15 protein-coding genes are annotated in these 15,315 nt (G+C 68.4%); 11 read left to right on the forward strand and 4 right to left on the reverse strand.

Annotated elements, in window-relative coordinates; genetic code table 11:
* Together DEJ12_RS09240 and DEJ12_RS09245 are read right to left on the reverse strand one after the other, a co-directional pair.
* Entirely contained in the window at window positions 1-495 is a 495-nt protein-coding gene (locus tag DEJ12_RS09240) for a hypothetical protein (RefSeq protein ID WP_111029768.1), read from the reverse strand.
* 32 nt (window positions 496-527) lie between these two features.
* Window positions 528-1,373 carry a GDSL-type esterase/lipase family protein gene (locus tag DEJ12_RS09245; RefSeq protein ID WP_111089896.1) on the reverse strand — a complete coding sequence of 282 codons (846 nt, stop codon included), beginning with the start codon at window positions 1,371-1,373 and terminating at the stop codon, window positions 528-530.
* Between the two features lie 207 nt (window positions 1,374-1,580).
* Here DEJ12_RS09245 and DEJ12_RS09255 point away from each other — a divergent pair, with 207 nt between their 5' ends.
* Window positions 1,581-2,219, forward strand: coding sequence for a TetR/AcrR family transcriptional regulator (locus DEJ12_RS09255; RefSeq protein WP_139196581.1), 639 nt, complete (start codon window positions 1,581-1,583; stop codon window positions 2,217-2,219).
* Between the two features lie 177 nt (window positions 2,220-2,396).
* On the opposite strand, the gene DEJ12_RS09260 is transcribed toward DEJ12_RS09255, so the two are convergent.
* Window positions 2,397-3,680, reverse strand: coding sequence for a PP2C family protein-serine/threonine phosphatase (locus tag DEJ12_RS09260; protein ID WP_146245585.1), 1,284 nt, complete (start codon window positions 3,678-3,680; stop codon window positions 2,397-2,399).
* A gap of 74 nt (window positions 3,681-3,754) precedes the next feature.
* Window positions 3,755-4,477 (reverse strand): type II CAAX prenyl endopeptidase Rce1 family protein, encoded by a 723-nt coding sequence (locus DEJ12_RS09265; RefSeq protein ID WP_111029772.1) that lies wholly within the window; start codon window positions 4,475-4,477, stop codon window positions 3,755-3,757.
* Window positions 4,478-4,629: 152 nt separating this feature from the next.
* Here DEJ12_RS09265 and DEJ12_RS09270 point away from each other — a divergent pair, with 152 nt between their 5' ends.
* The 10 genes from DEJ12_RS09270 to DEJ12_RS18310 are packed head-to-tail and all read left to right on the forward strand — an operon-like array spanning window position 4,630 to window position 15,309.
* The gene (locus tag DEJ12_RS09270; protein WP_111029773.1) at window positions 4,630-6,081 is read left to right on the forward strand and encodes a polysaccharide biosynthesis tyrosine autokinase; all 1,452 of its coding nucleotides are present in this window, start codon (window positions 4,630-4,632) and stop codon (window positions 6,079-6,081) included.
* Window positions 6,082-6,095: 14 nt separating this feature from the next.
* Window positions 6,096-7,043, forward strand: coding sequence for a hypothetical protein (locus tag DEJ12_RS09275; RefSeq protein ID WP_146245584.1), 948 nt, complete (start codon window positions 6,096-6,098; stop codon window positions 7,041-7,043).
* A complete protein-coding gene (locus tag DEJ12_RS09280; protein WP_111029775.1) occupies window positions 7,027-8,523 on the forward strand; it encodes a sugar transferase in 1,497 nt (498 codons plus the stop codon). The genes DEJ12_RS09275 and DEJ12_RS09280 overlap by 17 nt, the downstream gene beginning before the upstream one ends.
* Window positions 8,524-9,330 carry a WecB/TagA/CpsF family glycosyltransferase gene (locus DEJ12_RS09285; protein WP_111029776.1) on the forward strand — a complete coding sequence of 269 codons (807 nt, stop codon included), beginning with the start codon at window positions 8,524-8,526 and terminating at the stop codon, window positions 9,328-9,330.
* 16 nt (window positions 9,331-9,346) lie between these two features.
* A complete protein-coding gene (locus tag DEJ12_RS09290; RefSeq protein ID WP_146245041.1) occupies window positions 9,347-10,417 on the forward strand; it encodes a glycosyltransferase family 4 protein in 1,071 nt (356 codons plus the stop codon).
* A gap of 25 nt (window positions 10,418-10,442) precedes the next feature.
* Window positions 10,443-11,522: a glycosyltransferase family 4 protein gene (locus DEJ12_RS09295; protein WP_181433136.1), complete on the forward strand. Its 1,080-nt coding sequence runs from the start codon at window positions 10,443-10,445 to the stop codon at window positions 11,520-11,522.
* Complete coding sequence (locus DEJ12_RS09300; RefSeq protein ID WP_111029779.1) at window positions 11,515-12,381, forward strand: glycosyltransferase family 2 protein; 867 nt, start codon at window positions 11,515-11,517, stop codon at window positions 12,379-12,381. The genes DEJ12_RS09295 and DEJ12_RS09300 overlap by 8 nt, the downstream gene beginning before the upstream one ends.
* Entirely contained in the window at window positions 12,378-13,679 is a 1,302-nt protein-coding gene (locus DEJ12_RS09305) for a hypothetical protein (RefSeq protein ID WP_111029780.1), read from the forward strand. Before DEJ12_RS09300 ends, DEJ12_RS09305 begins: the two co-directional genes overlap by 4 nt.
* Window positions 13,676-14,743: a glycosyltransferase gene (locus DEJ12_RS09310; protein WP_111029781.1), complete on the forward strand. Its 1,068-nt coding sequence runs from the start codon at window positions 13,676-13,678 to the stop codon at window positions 14,741-14,743. The genes DEJ12_RS09305 and DEJ12_RS09310 overlap by 4 nt, the downstream gene beginning before the upstream one ends.
* Window positions 14,740-15,309 carry a DapH/DapD/GlmU-related protein gene (locus tag DEJ12_RS18310; protein ID WP_309146945.1) on the forward strand — a complete coding sequence of 190 codons (570 nt, stop codon included), beginning with the start codon at window positions 14,740-14,742 and terminating at the stop codon, window positions 15,307-15,309. The genes DEJ12_RS09310 and DEJ12_RS18310 overlap by 4 nt, the downstream gene beginning before the upstream one ends.
* Window positions 15,310-15,315: the final 6 nt, after the last annotated feature.

Below are 15,315 nucleotides of genomic sequence, written 5' to 3' on the forward strand. Positions count from 1 at the left end.
TCAGCCGGCGGGCTGCGGCTCAGCGGCGCCGGGGACGACGAGCTTCCAGACGTCGTCGTCTCCGCCGTGGGAGAGGTACAGGCGGAAGGCGCCCTCGTCGGCGAGGGGGTCGCCCGAGAAGTACTCGACCGGTTCGCCGCTCGTCTCGCACTGGTCCGACGTGCTGATGACCTGGATCGTGTCGCCGGAGGCGACGGCGTCACCCTTCGTGACGTCCGTGATCGTCGCCTCGTACACCTCGTAGATGCCCTGGGGTTCCACGGTGCGGTCGGTCTTGGTGACGTCAGCGTCGACGACGAGTTCAGCGGCGTCGCGGCGTTCGGCCGGGGTCTTCAGCTGGACGTAGTCGGTGCACCCGGTGCTCTGCACGTTGTCGTCGTTGCTCGGGTTCGTGGGGGCGCTGGTCCCGCCGCCGACTCCGGGGGCGCAGCCCGCCAGGGTGCCGCCGAGCACCACGACGAGTGCCACGACCGGTGCGATCCGTCCCCACTGCATGGGGCGAGTATGGCTCACGACGAGACCGGGGGCTAGCCCGCAGCGCCCTTGGCGCCCTCGGCGGCGATGTGGATCGCCTGCTGCATCCGGACCGACACCTTCTTGGACATCGCGACCGTCGGGTGGACGCCGTCGTAGGTGCGCGAGGACGGCCAGCCGCCGTCGAGCCGGCGGTCGGCTGCCCACGGGTCGACGAACATCCAGCCGCGGGTGAGCGCGTGGTTCTGCAGGTCGCGGTTCAGGATCTCGCCCTGCTTGCGGCGGTCGATGTGCTTCTTGCTGTAGTTCGTGATGTTGGACGGGGCGATCGCGGCGATGACGACGTGGCGCGCGCCGACCTTCTTCGTGATCTTGTCGATGTTGTTCAGGATCGACTTCGTGCTGTAGCCGTAGCGCAGGTCGTTCGTGCCGGCCATCACGACGAGGACGTCCGCATCGTGCGCCGAGCTCCGTTCGAGGATCCGCGTCGAGGTGGCTCCTCCGATCGAGGTGCCCCCGACGTTGGCCATCGTCGGGTCCTTCATCTGCCGCATCCACGAGGCGTCCATGGCCGTGAGCGAGTCGCCGGCGTAGGTGAACGTCAGCTTGCTCGGTGTCGGCGCGGGCGTCGGGGTCGGCACCGGTTTCGGCGTGGCCGTCGGGGCGGTGCTCGGCGTCGGGGCGCTGGTCGGAACGGGCGTGGGCTCGCTCGGCTGGCTCGTCGGCTCCATGGTCGGAGACGGTGCCGGAACATCCGTCGGCGCGGGGGCGATCGTCCCGGTTCCCTCCACGGCGGTCGCGGTGTTCGGGACGGTGGCGAGCAGGGTGCCGGCGAAGACGGCGACGGATGCGGCTGCGGCGATGAAGGGGAGGCGGGAGGAGCGCTGGTGGTGAGACAACGTGAGCTTTCGTTTCGGGTGCGAACTTCCCCACCCTAGAAGCTCCGTGACACGTCATCGTCCCCCAGGTCTGGGGGCGCTGGCGGCTCGCGCTGCGCGGACAGACAGGTCGTTCCCTGTGCTACACGACGCCGGACCCTGTCCGGGGAACGCACGTTCCCGTTCGGGGGACTGTGCGCGGTCGCGTCGGGCTGGTGCAGTGTATGCATGCACATCGAAACGCCGCCGGTGACCACCCCCGACGACCCCGCCCTGCGGGGTGAGGTCATCCACGGGATGATCACGGCGCTGCGTTCCCGTCCGCTGCACGAAGTGACCCCCGAGGTCGTCGCGGCTGCGGCCGGGGTGGACACCGACGTCGTCGGCCGCACGTTCCCGAGCTGGGACGGCCTGCTGCTGGCGACCATCGACCGGTGGAACGAGGAGCGCACCGTGCCGCTCATGCCCCTGGCCGAGCAGCACGGCACCATCCGGTTCCTGCGCGCGATCGTCACGGCGAACGTGGCCGACCCGTCGCTCATGCGGTTCCTGACGGCGACGCTGAACATCGCGGCATCGCCCGAGCACCCGCTCGCGCCGATGCTGCACGCCCGCTGGCGACGCTTCCACGCCTTCGTGCAGCACGCCCTGGAGCGCGACGTCCTGCTCGGGCGTGAGCCGAGCACGATGGAACCGGCCCGCGGCTCGGAGCAGCTGCTCGCGACCTACGAGGGGCTGCAGCTGCAGTCCATGGTGCGACCGGAGATGGACCTGCTCGAGGCCTTCGACCGCGCCGTGACGCGCCTGCGCGAGGGCTGGTCCCGCGCGTACGTGCCGCCCGTCTGGGACCTCGCCCGGGTCGGTTGACCCTCCGGGCGGCTCGTCGGGCCGCCCCCCACAGACCGAGGACGCTAGGGCGTCCGAGGGCAGACGCTCACCGTCTGCACGCGTCGCCGCACGATTCGGGTTCGAGCGGCGGCGCGTACCAATCGCCGCGAGACGACCGTGCATTCCCCACTGTCGCCGGTCGCTCGTTCCGCGCCGTCAGTCCGCGTGCATCGCGAGCGGTCGCTCGGTGTCCACCTCGACCGGCTGCCGGCGGATCGCGATCACCGTGACGTCGTCGTCGTGCGGCACCTCGTCGGCGCGGGCCGACAGCGCGAGGACGACCGCGTGCGGGTCGCGGCCGGCGCGGGCGATCGCGGCGACGGACTCGATCGTGTCGTCCAGGTCGTCGTACAGGTCGAGCACACCGTCGCTGAACGAGACGAGCAGGTCGCCCGGTTCGAGGGTGCCGTCGGTCGTCGCCCACTCCTCCCGGATGCCGAGCCCGAGCGGCATGTCGCCGGAGCGCAGCCGGTCGACGTGTCCGTCGGCCCGCAGGACGAAACTCAGTCCGTGACCGGCATCGGACCACTGGAGGGTGCCGTCGTCGGAGATCCGGGCGTGGAACAGCGTGGTGAAGGCGAGGTCGGGTCCGACGCCTTCGGCGGTCAGCCCGTCGGAGGCCCGCTTCAGCGCCTCGCCGGGGTCCTCGACGGTCCGGGCGCTGCGCAGTGTCGCGCGCACCGCGGCCGCGATCAGCCCCGCACCGACGCCCTTGCCCATGACGTCACCGAGGCTCACTGCCACGCCGGTCGGCGTCGGGTACCAATCGAAGAAGTCCCCGCCGACGCTCCGGGCCGGCAGGCAGGCACCCGCGACGACGACGTCCTCGGTGATGCGGCCGGTCGTCGTCGGGAGCAGGGACCGCTGCACCGCGGCTGCCCGGTCGATCTCGGCGCGGACCTTGCCCTCACGTGCCTCGGCGGACCGCAGACTCCGTCGGGCCCGGCGGGAGAGCTCGTGCACGACGACGGCGACGGTGCCGAACACGACGACGAGGATGCCCAGACGGACGAGTTCACCCGCGCCGGGCGCGTCGGACGGGGTCAGGACGTAGGGGGCGAGGATCACGACCACGATGCCCGCGATCGCGAAGAGCACGGTGCGACGGCCCTCGAGCGACGCCCACCAGACCACGGGGAGCACCACGATCGCCGTGAACAGCGAGGAGCCGGAGCCCGTCCCGGTGCGCAGCAGCGCGATCGTCAGGAAGTCGACGGTGAGCAGGACCGGCACCACCCAGGCCGCGCGGCGCACGAGTGCGGGGATCGCGCTCATCAGCGTCGCGACCACGACGCCCACCACACTCGCGACGAACAGGTGGTGCTGGGTGATCGGCAGCGTCGGCATCACGACGCTCAGGAACGCCGACAGCGCCAACAGGCCGCTGATCGGAGCCTGACGGACGAGAGGGTTGTCGACGATGCTGGTTGGGCGAGTCATGCTCAGTGCAGGCTAGTGGTCCGCGCGGCTGAGCGACCGCCCCTGACCCGATCTGGGGACGCGGCCCTGGCAGCTCAGCGCGGCCAGGTGGCGACGACCGCGACCGCGTTGAACAACACGTGCGCCAGGATCGCACCGCCGATGCGGTCGGTCATCGCGACGAGCGTGCCGGTGAGCAGGCCGAGCAAGAACGTGGTCACGAACACCTGGAACCCGCCGAGCGACGTGCCGCCCGCACCGAGCAGCAGGTGGAGCAGCGCGAACAGGAACGCCGTGACCAGCACCGCGAGGAACCGGGTGCGGGGCGTGAGCTCGGCAGCGAGCCGGCGCTGGAACAGCCCGCGGAACACCACTTCTTCGAGCACCGGGCTCACGATGACGATGCCGATCGCGGACACGAGCAGCAGCCCGACGTCCGGCGTGCCGAGGGACGGTGCGGGGACCAGCCCGGTCGACCCGGTGAACGCGAGCGACATGACGACGTCCACTGCGCGGCACACGATCACGATGCCGATCGCGAAGACCACGATCCCCAGGTCGAGCCGGAGCCGCGACACCATCGCCGATCGCGGGGTCCGACGGAGCACCACGGCGGCCGCGACGACGAGCGGCACCCACACGGCGGCGTCCGCGCCGAGCACCTGCAGGACCGGCGAGGGGATGCCCCCAGTCCGGGTGACCTGTCCGACGATCCGGGTCAGGATCACCGCGACGCCGAGTGCGACGAGGATGACGATGAGGTCCCGCTGTCGCCGCACGCTGGGCTCGGTGGTGGTCGTGGCCGGCTCGGAGCGCATGGGGCCACCGTAGAGGACACCGCGCGGCGGATGGCGACTTCCCCCGAGCAGTACTCGTTCCTGTGGCACTATTTGTATGCCGTGCGCTGGGAGTACCCCGGCGTGCCTGTGTCGGGACCACGGGGACGGCCATGATCGGGGAAGGCAAAGGCGTGGAACTCCGCGACTACATCACGGTGCTCCGCAAGGGATGGGTGCTGATCGTCGTACTCGCCCTGGTGGGAGTGGCCGCAGCCGCAGGGTTCTCCCTGCTGAAGAAGCCGGTCTACTCGGCATCGGCGCAGGTCTTCGTCTCCACGGAGACGTCCGGCAGCGCCAGTGACCTGGCGCAGGGCAACACGTTCACCCAGCAGCGGGTGCTGACGTACTCGAACCTGGTGTCGACGCCGATCGTGCTGCTGCCGGTCATCTCGTCGCTCAAGCTCGACATGAACGCGGACCAGCTCGCGACGATGGTGTCGGCGACGGCGCCGACGAGCACGACCCTCATCTCCATCTCGGTGGAGGGCACCGACCCGGTGCAGGCCGCCGACATCGCGAACGCGACCTCGCAGAGCCTGACCAACGTCGTGCAGGACATCGAGGCCACCGACGCGAGCGGCAAGAGCACGGTCAAGCTCACCCGCGTGAAGCAGGCCGACGTGCCGAGCGTCCCGGTCAGCCCGAACGTGCCCGTCAACGTGGCGCTCGGTCTGCTCGTCGGGCTCGCCCTGGGCATCGGCATCGCCGTGCTGCGTCAGACCCTCGACAACCGCATCCGCACCGAGATCGACGTCGAGAAGATCAGCGACAAGCCGGTCGTCGGCGGGATCGCCTTCGACGCCAAGGCCGCCGAACGTCCGCTCATCGTGCAGGTGGACCCGCGCAGCCCCCGTGCCGAGTCGTTCCGCACGCTCCGCACCAACCTGCAGTTCCTCGACATCGGCACCGGTGCCCGCACCTTCGTCATGACGTCGTCGATGCAGTCCGAGGGCAAGAGCACCACCGTCGCGAACCTCGCGATCGCCCTGGACAGCGCCGGGTTCCGCGTCATCCTGATCGACGCCGACCTGCGCCGCCCCCGCGTCGCCGAGTACATGGACGTGGAGAGCAACGCCGGCCTGACCGACGTGCTGATCGGCCGCGCCGACCTGGAGGACGTGGCCCACCCCTGGGGTCGCGGCAAGCTCGTCGTCCTGCCCGCGGGTCAGATCCCGCCGAACCCGTCCGAGCTGCTCGGCTCGCGCGCGATGCAGGACCTGATCGACCTGCTCGAGCAGCAGTTCGACTACGTCCTGTTCGACGCACCGCCGCTGCTGCCCGTCACCGACGCGGCGATCCTGGCCAAGAAGGCCTCCGGCGCGATCGTCGCGGTCGCCTCGGGACAGACGCTGAAGGGCCAGCTCGCCGCGGCCGTCGCCACCCTCGAGAACGTCGGGGCCCCGGTCTCCGGCTTCGTCCTGACGAAGATGCCGCTGAAGGGCCCGGGCGCCTACGGCCACGGCCGTTACGGCTACGGCTACAGCTACGGCCACGACGAGGACGAGAACACCGTGACCACGTCGACGCACCCGCCGAAGCGTTCCGGCAAGAAGCTGGGCGTGCTCCGCCGCGCCGGGCGCTGAACGGGGCCGATCAGATGACGAATCGCCGGGGGACCCGAAGCCTCGGCCGCGCACTGCCCCGGACCACGTTCATCCTGGTGGCCGTCGTGGTGGTGGCGCTGATCGTCGTCGACGTCGTGCTCGTCGCGCTCGCCCTGGGCCGGACGGCACCCGAGGAGAACGGACCCGCCGGCCCCATCCCCACCTTCTCGGGAACGCCCGACCGGCGCGAGACACCGCGACCGAGTGCGTCTGCCGACGCAGACGCCGCCTCCACCAAGCAGCAGGGTCGCCGCCTGTTGGCAGCGGTCGACGGCCAGGAGGCGTGGCGCGCGTCCGGTGGGTCGTGCGGCGGCCCGCGGCCGGTGCTGGAACACTCCGTGGACGGCGGGGCGACGTGGGCCCCGGTGGGACTCGGGACGGATGTCGGATCGCTCATGGCGATCCGGGCCTCCAGTGCGGAGCTCTCGGTCCTGGTGGGTGTCGGCGACGACTGCACCACGACGGCGCGGACCAGCACCGACGCCGGCGTGACGTGGGAAGCCGGGGCGCCCGGCGCCGCCGGCGCCGGCATCAGCACCGACGGTGTCGTGCTCGCGAGCGGGACGGAGCAGGCACCGTGCGGCGACCCGATCGACGCGTTCCAGGGTGAGAAGACCGCAGTCGTCATCTGCGACGGCCAGCTCGAGTGGCGCACCGGCGATGCCGCCTGGGTCGACGTGCCGATGGGCGGCGTCCGTTCGATCGGCGTCGACGGTGGCAACTACACGCTCGCCCGCGTCGGTGCAGCAGCGTGCGACGGCGTGCAGATCGAGACCATGTCCGCTTCGGACGTGACGCCCTCGTCGTCGACCACGCCGATCGGCTGTGCCGACGGCGCGGACACCGACAACACGGTCACCATCGACCGTGCCGGCCAGGACGTGTGGCTGTGGGACGGCAAGACCGTGCGGGTCTCTTCGGACGGTGGCGCGACGTGGTGACCGGGTCGTCCTCGTGACGGCGGATGCGCTCAGCGCACCACGCGCGATCGGAGCCACCGACGAGTGGAGCCGCACGTACTCGCGCCGTGTGCTCTTCACCGACCTGCTGGCCCTGATCTGGGTGGTCTTCGGTGTGCAGATCGCCTGGCTCGGGCTCGAGTCGAACCTGGCGACCAACACCGCCGACCTGAGGCTCAGCTACTCCGCGATCTCCATCGTCGTGATCGTCGTGTGGATGAGCGCACTCGCCCTGTACGACACCCGCGGTGCGCGGGTAATCGGCGTCGGCAGCACCGAGTACCGCCTGGTCGCGGACTCCAGCGTCCGCGTGTTCGGTCTGCTCGCGATCGCGGCGTTCCTGCTGCACGTCGACCTGGCCCGCGGCTACGTGCTCATCGCGTTCCCGATCGGGATCCTCGTCCTCCTGCTGTCGCGGTGGATCTGGCGACAGTGGCTCGTGGCCCAGCGTCAGCAGGGCGCGTACTCGGCGACCGTGCTGCTCGTCGGGTCTCCGGCCAGTGTGCTGCACATCGGCCGCGAACTCGCGCGTTCCCCCGAAGCCGGCTACCGCGTGGTCGGGGCGGTCGTGTCGACGAACCACCGCGGTCTGCTGGCTGGGTCGACCATCCAGAGTCACGGCGGCTTCGACGACGTCGGCTCCGCGCTGCGCGAGACCGGTGCCGACACCGTCGTGATCACCAGCTCCGACGACCTGCCGCCGGAGCGCGTCCGGCAACTCAGCTGGTCGCTCGAGCCGGGCCGGCAGCACCTGGTGGTGGCGCCGAGCCTGACCGACATCGGTGGCCCCCGCATCCACACCCGACCGGTGCAGGGCCTGCCACTCATCCACGTCGAGACACCGACGTACTCCGGCCGCAAGCTCTACACGAAGCGGGCCTTCGACCTCGTCGGCGCGGCGCTGCTCGTCGTCGTCCTGTCGCCGCTGCTGCTCGTGCTCGCCGTGCTGGTGAAGACCACCTCGACAGGTCCGGTCTTCTTCCGGCAGGAGCGCGTCGGCCTGAACGGCAGCACCTTCCGGATGATCAAGTTCCGATCGATGGTCGTCGACGCCGAGGAACGTCTGCAGGAGCTCAGCGCACTCGACCGGGCCGAGGGCAACGACGTCCTGTTCAAGATGCGGAACGACCCCCGGGTGACCCGGGTCGGCGGGTTCATGCGCCGCTACAGCCTGGACGAGGTGCCGCAGCTGTTCAACGTCCTGGCCGGCAGCATGTCCCTCGTCGGACCTCGGCCGCCGCTCGCACGCGAGGTCGCCCGCTACGACACGCACGTCCACCGTCGGTTCCTGGTGAAGCCGGGCATGACCGGCCTGTGGCAGGTGAGCGGTCGATCCGACCTGTCGTGGGAGGATTCCGTGCGGCTCGATCTGTACTACGTGGAGAACTGGTCGATCGTGGCCGACCTCCTGATCCTCTGGAAGACCTTCAAGGCAATCGCCAACAGCCGGGGTGCGTACTAGATGGTTGATCACAACGACGTCCGGCCCGACGGCGGGGACGAAGCCACTCCCCGCGACACCCTGCTGGCTCTTCCCACGGTGCGTGCCGCGGGCGTACCACTGGTCGCGATACCCGGCTCGAAGATCCTCGACGAGCTCAGACTCATCGCCGATCACCTGGACGACGCAGGCGTGCCGGTCCATTTCGTCAACGCCTACACCGTCTCGTTGACCGCTGACGAGCGCTACTTGCGCTTGTTCCAGTCGGACGGGCTGAACATCGCCGATGGGACGCCCCTCGCTTGGATTGCCCGTCGGACGAGTGGCCAGGTGGCACATCTGCGTGGTCCAGATGCGTTCCGTGAGCTGCTTTCGTCGGACCCGTCGCACGGCATCCGGCACTTCCTTCTCGGCGGAAGTGATGCTTCGCTGGCCCGTCTCGAAAGCGCGATCGCGCGGGACTACCCCGACGCAGTGGTGGTGGGGTCGTTCAGCCCGCCGTTCACTGACTTCGGAACGAGCGATCGAGAACTGATCGACTCGTTGATCCGGGAGTCGGGGGCGAACATGCTGTGGGTAGGTATCGGGACTCCCAAGCAGGACTACGAGGTCCAGCGACTCGCCGAGCGGCACCCCGCAGTCGTGTTGGCGGTTGGAGCCGCCTTCAACTTCGTGTCCGGAGACGTGGTCGAAGCTCCGAGACTGTGGCGCCGGACGGGCCTGGAATGGTTGTACCGGCTCTTCCGTGAGCCACGACGCCTCTGGCGACGGTACTTGCTGGGCAACGTGAAGTTCCTGCTCCTCGCCCTTCGGAGACGACGTGGCTGAGGCAAGCGCGGACGTCGTGGTGATCAGCCAGCTTCCTCCACCGGTGCACGGATCGACCATCATGACGCGGACGTTCCTGGAGGTACTTCACCGCTCCGGCCTGCGGGCGGTCCTCGTGGATCGTCGCTTCAGCAAGTCAGTCGACGAGATCGGCGGTACGAGCCTCAAGAAGATCCTCAGCGCTTTCTCGCTTCTGTTACGACTCGGGAACGCACTCCGACGCAACCGAGGAGCGGCGGTGGTGTTCTTCACCACCAACCGGCCGCCATCGTTCTGGGTGGATGTGATGATGAGCGCAACGCTCCAGGTGCTGCGCCGTCCCTACATCGCGTACGTGCACACGTCGGGGTACCAGGAACTCGCTGACCGAGGCGCAGGACAACGCCGCGGGGTCGCGCTCCTCCTCGGCGGTGCTGCGTCCGTGGTCGTCCTCGGGGAGTCGATGGTCGCTGACGTACGGCGGTTCAACGACTCGATCCGCACGATCCCCAACGCCGTGCCGGAGCGGCAGCGGAAAGCCACACCTGTGGCCGAAGCATCGTCGATCGTCTTTCTGTCGAACCTCATCCCCGGCAAGGGTGCGGAGGACTTCATGCGCATCGCGAACCGATGCCTGGACAGCACGCCGGGATCGCGTGCGGTCGTGATCGGGCGTGCTTCGTCGGACGAGTACCTCGACGGTCTCCGAGCGCTCCTCGACCCGCACGTTCGCCATCGAGTGAACTTCACGGGTGCTCGGTTCGATGAGGACCGCGACGATGTTCTCTCGACAGCAGCCGTGCTCGTCTTCCCCAGCACCTACCGCTACGAGGCACAACCGTTGACCGTGTTGGAAGCGATGCGGTTGGGTGTTCCGGTCGTCGCCTACGACGTCGGAGGCCTCCGCGATGTCATCGAAGACGGCAAGAACGGATTCCTCGTCGGCTTGGGTGACTGGGAGGCGGCGTCCGAACGTTGTCGGGAGATCCTGTCGTCACAGCGTGATCGCGAACGCCTCGCAGCCGGAGCCCTCGCAACCTCGCGTGAGCGCTTCGGACTCGCCCAGTACAGCGCCGCATGGGTCGCGCTCCTCGAGCGAGGTGTGTGACGTGGCGGGCCGACGATTCGCGATCGTGCAGGAGTACGTCCCGGAATACCGTGCGCCACTCTTCGACAGGTTGGCGGCGGCGCTGTCGGCGGAGGGCGATGAGCTCACTGTCTTCGCAGGAGAACCAGCGGGCACTCTCGCACAACGACGAGACGGCATTCGCACCCGCCCGTGGTTGCGGAAGATCCGGCAGCGGGAGCTGAACTTGCTCGGGAAGCGACTGACCATCCGCGCTCTGCCTCGCGACGTCTGGCGAGCAGACCTCATCGTCGTGGAGCAGGCCCGACGGAATCTCGACGTCCCAGTGTTGCTCCTCTGGCCCCGCACCGCGCGGAAGACAGCGCTGTGGGGTCACGGTGCTGACGTCGTGAAGGTGCCGTCCCGCTTCGAACGCCTGTACAGCCGCCTGATCACGCGAAAGGCCGCCTGGTTCTTTGCGTACACGCCTTCCGGTGCCGAGTGGGCAGCCGAGATCGGTAGGGATCCACGGCGTACCACGATCTTGTACAACAGCATCGACGTGGGGCAGCTACAGGAGGACCTTCGATCCGTTCAGACAACGACGTCGGCGCACCAGGTCTGCTTCATCGGCGGGCTCGACGCCAGCAAGAAGATATCCGAGCTGATCGCGATCGGAGAGGCCGCACACCGTGCGGATCCTGCCTTCCGCCTGGCGGTCGGGGGCGACGGACGGCTTCGAGGTGCGGTCCAGTCCGCTGCTGACCGTTTTCCGTGGCTCGACTATCGTGGCCCCGTGTCAGGACGCGCGAAAGCGTCGATGCTCTTCGAAAGCGAGTTGCTCCTGCTTCCAGGTCGAGTCGGCTTGACAGCAATCGACAGCCTCGCAGCAGGCCGGCCGATCGTCACGCTCGCCTCTTCCCTGCACGGACCGGAGTTCGGGTACCTCGAGCCAGGCCGGACCTGCGTCGTGTCTGATGGTGTCGAGGACGCCGCCCGGTCTATCGTGACGCTCCTTCGCGATCGACAGGCACTTGCGACAATGCAAGACAGCTGCCGCCGGGCATCTCAGAAGTACTCCATCGAGAACATGGCGCAGTATTTCCACGGCGGGCTGAAGGAAGCGATCAAGGACGACGATGAGTAAGTTGCACGTGATCGTGGCCAGCCACAACCGCGCTGAGACCACCGGAAACGCGTTGCGGTCGCTCCACGAGGCGGCTTCCGGTGCGGGTGTCGAGTACGACGTGACGTTGTTCGACGACGGTTCGTCAGACGACACCATCGCGCAAGCCACCGCCGCCGTGGATCGACTGACGGTGCTGCAAGGTGACGGCTCGGCTTTCTGGGCGCTGTCCATGGCCACTGCAGAGGCAGCGGTGCTGGCACGGGACGACGTCCGGGACGACGACTGGTTGCTCTGGTTCAACGACGATGTCCAGCTCGAGCGCTCGGGGCTCCGGGCACTGTTCGAAGCAGCATCACGCCTCCCGGATGGCATCCTCATCGGGAGTACCGTCGACGCTGTTTCGGGCGAGCTGACCTACGGAGGTCTCCGGCGCGCGGGTGTCCACCCGCTCTCGTTCGCTCTCGTCGAGCCGTCAGGACTCGTCGAGGAAGCGAAGCGAGTCGACGCGTTCAACGGCAACATCGTGCTCCTACCCGTCCATGTCGCTCGGGCGGTCGGATCGATCGACGGAGGATTCAGTCACGCGTACGCGGATGTCGATTACGGGATGCGGGCGACCTCGGCAGGTGTGCCGATCTGGGTGACCGGGGGCACCGTCGGTTACTGCAGCCGGAACCCGACCGTCTCGCACCGATCCCTCATCACCGCCTGGCGGTCCTTCACCAGTCAGAAAGGGGCGGGCAATCCGCGCTCGCTGCGGCGTTACTTGCGCCGGCACAGTGCACGCTCGTGGTGGTTCTTCTACACAGCGTCCTACGCGCTCTGGTGGATTCGGGCCCTCCGTCGGACTGCGCGCGGCGAAGGAGCAAGCCGATGACGACCTTGCTCTTCCTCGTCGTGGCGATCATCTTCATGGTCCTCGCGATCGGTCTGGTGCGGATGCAGCCGCGCGTCGTCTACTGGGTCGCGTCCTTGTACGCCGTGACGGCATGGGAGTACCCGAACTTCGGAACGATCGGCACTTTCGGAGGTACGACCATCACCCTTGGCGACGGGCTAGCGGTGAGCCTGATCGTCGCGGGACTCCTGGACGCTCGGGCGGTGGTCCGGCGTTTCCCACCTGTTGCTGTCATCGCTGGTGCGGTGCTCGTCGCACTGCTCGCCATCTCGCTCGTTCAGGGGATCGCGACCTTCGGCCTCGGCGTCGCCGTGAACGAAGCACGTGGCTTCTTGTACGTCCTCGGCATCTTGTTCTGGGCGGTGACGCGTCCCTGGCCGCAATCCGAGGTCGTCTACGCGGAGAAGTTCCTCGTCATCGTGCAGGGCGTCGGACTGTGCGTCGTGGGCCTGTACCACGTCGCGCGGTACGGGTTGGGCGGGACCGCCGACTTCGTTCTCGTCAGCGGAGAACTCAGCCAGACTGGCCGGCCTCTGGTCTCGGGGCAAGCCCTGCTCCTCACGCTCTGTGCGGTTCTTGCTCTCCGGCTCTGGCAGCGCAATGCGCAATCGCGCTGGGTCTGGTTGTTCGGCTTGTTCATGGTGTTCGTGATCGTCAGTCAGCAGCGGACTGTCTGGTTGACGGCCCTTGCAGTCGCACTCGTCCTCCTGGTCCGCGGACCTCGTGCTCTTCGCCAGAAGCTCGTGCTGCTCTTCGGGGTGCTCCTCGTCGGGGGCGTCCTGGTGTCGGCAGCCCAGTCGTCGACGAGCAGCATCGTGGCGGAGTTCGCCGGCTCAGCATCGAACACCGGAACGTACTCCGCGCGACTCACGAGCTGGATCGGGCTCATCGTGCAATCGGTGGGCGAGGGCGTGCTGACCGTCCTGTTCGGAGCACCCTTCGGTCACGGGTTCGGCAGGTTCGAGGGTGTCGGCCGATGGGTGGTCTTCGCTCCACACAATTGGTATGTCACGGTGTACCTGCGGGAGGGGCTGATCGGGCTCGGCGCGATGTTGGTCATCTTCCTGCCCCGGTTCTTCGCCGGGTTCAGGGCCAAGCGAGATGTCTTCCTGACTGCCGTTCTCGTGTGCTTCCTCGTCTATGGATGGACGTACTCGTGGCAGTGGTGGACCTGTCTGCCCCTCGCCCTGGCGTTCCTCGACCGAGACTTCCCCGAGGCGATCTCCCCGCAGAAGCCCGCGCTCCATGGCTCCCGGCGGCTTGAGGTGCACAGGTGAAGCCCGGGATTCGGGTCCTGCACGTCCTCGGGGAACTCAAACCGAGTGGCATGGAGCGAATGCTCGTCTCCGGAGCACAGGAGTTCGAAGCGGCGGGTGTCGACGGTCATGTCCTCGGCGTGGGCCTCCATCACCCGTTCGAGAGCGCGATCCGGGACGCTGGCTACTCGGTGACCACCACCGACCGCGCGTTGCACACCGCCGCTGGGCGCGAGATGCTGCGACGCCTCCTCGCTGACGTCGAACCGGATGTCGTCCACATCCACACCGAGGGCCGGTACTTGCAGACGGTGCTCGCTTTCCGGAGGCTGAACCGGCGACTGCCCGTCGTGAGGACCATCCACAACGTGTTCGACGCGCGCGGTCGGTGGTTTGTCCGTCGTGCCGCGCAGGCGCTCGTCGCTGACCGGTTGGTCAGCGCTCTCATCGCTCCGAGCCCTGACGTGGCGGAGAATGAGACGCGCTTCGGCCGTCGGCCCCAGGTGATCTACAACTGGGTGGAGGACCGGTTCTTCGATCTGGCGAGGCAGCGTGCCGAAGCGGCGGTGGCGCCCTCGGCCCCGATCGTCATCGTCGGGAACTGCTCGAGGATCAAGAACCACGAAGTGGCACTCGAGGCAGCGCTCCTCGGGAACCTCCGCGTTGCCCACGTCGGTTCCGAAGAAGATGCCGGGCCCGTTGAAGGGGAACTCCTCGAACGACTCGAGCGAGCGGGACTCCTCGTCGCTCGCGGGGCAGCGGATCCGGGAGCAGCGCTCGTCGCTGGGCGCGTGTTCGCGATGCCCAGCCGTCACGAGGGCATGCCTGTTGCGCTTGCTGAAGCGTTGGTCGTCGGCCTGCCCGCGATCGTTTCGGACGTTCCGGGGCTCCGGTGGGCCGTGGGGCAGAGTGGTGTCGTCGCACTCGCAGACCGGGAACCGGCGAAGTGGAGCGAACGTCTCCGCGCGGGAGCCGTGGCGAGTAGCGGTCCGACGATCGACTTCCATGCCTCCAGGGGAGTCGCCGAGTACACGGCGGTGTACCGAGCCACCACCACCAGACGACGAAGAAGGGCTGCCCCGTGATCCGAGGAGTGCTGACAGGCATCCGGCGGCGGCGGTGGTTCCGGGCGCTGCCGACGACCGTGGCGTGCGAGCACGGCCTGCGCTTCGGCGCACGCGTCCGTCTCTGGGCGCCGACGTCGCTGACCATCGGCTCGGATGTCCATCTCGGGTCCGACGTCCGTATCGAAGTCGACGGCAGCATCGGCGACGCGGTTCTCATCGCCAATCGGGCGGCCATCATCGGTCGACGTGATCACGACATGACTGTCGTGGGGGTCCCCATCACCGCGAGTCCTTGGGTGGGTGACACTCCGGCCCTCAGCGCCGTCACGACGATCGGAAGTGACGTCTGGATCGGGTTCGGAGCGATCATCTTGTCCGGCGTCACGGTCGGGGACAGCTCCGTCATCGCGGCTGGCTCAGTCGTCACGCAGGACGTCGAGGCGAACACGGTCGTCGCCGGCAACCCGGCGAAGGTCCTCAGGCCTCGATTCCGCGAAGGAGAACTGAGCGCGCACTGGGACGCCTTGCGAGGACAGGGTGTCCGGCTCGCCGTTGACGAGGCGGCAGGTGCACCCGATGTCTGAATCGTC

It is taken from the genome of Curtobacterium sp. MCLR17_059 (assembly GCF_003234665.1).
GTDB classification, from domain to species: Bacteria; Actinomycetota; Actinomycetes; order Actinomycetales; family Microbacteriaceae; genus Curtobacterium; species Curtobacterium flaccumfaciens.

What these genes read in the sequence shown, in the direction of transcription:
- DEJ12_RS09305 (WP_111029780.1), top strand. Translation starts at nt 12,378, where the DNA reads ATGACGACCTTGCTCTTCCTCGTCGTGGCGATCATCTTCATGGTCCTC.
- DEJ12_RS09300 (WP_111029779.1), top strand. Translation starts at nt 11,515, where the DNA reads ATGAGTAAGTTGCACGTGATCGTGGCCAGCCACAACCGCGCTGAGACC.
- DEJ12_RS09260 (WP_146245585.1), bottom strand. Translation starts at nt 3,680, where the DNA reads ATGACTCGCCCAACCAGCATCGTCGACAACCCTCTCGTCCGTCAGGCT.
- DEJ12_RS09285 (WP_111029776.1), top strand. Translation starts at nt 8,524, where the DNA reads ATGGTTGATCACAACGACGTCCGGCCCGACGGCGGGGACGAAGCCACT.
- DEJ12_RS09240 (WP_111029768.1), bottom strand. Translation starts at nt 495, where the DNA reads ATGCAGTGGGGACGGATCGCACCGGTCGTGGCACTCGTCGTGGTGCTC.
- DEJ12_RS09275 (WP_146245584.1), top strand. Translation starts at nt 6,096, where the DNA reads ATGACGAATCGCCGGGGGACCCGAAGCCTCGGCCGCGCACTGCCCCGG.
- DEJ12_RS09265 (WP_111029772.1), bottom strand. Translation starts at nt 4,477, where the DNA reads ATGCGCTCCGAGCCGGCCACGACCACCACCGAGCCCAGCGTGCGGCGA.
- DEJ12_RS09255 (WP_139196581.1), top strand. Translation starts at nt 1,581, where the DNA reads ATGCACATCGAAACGCCGCCGGTGACCACCCCCGACGACCCCGCCCTG.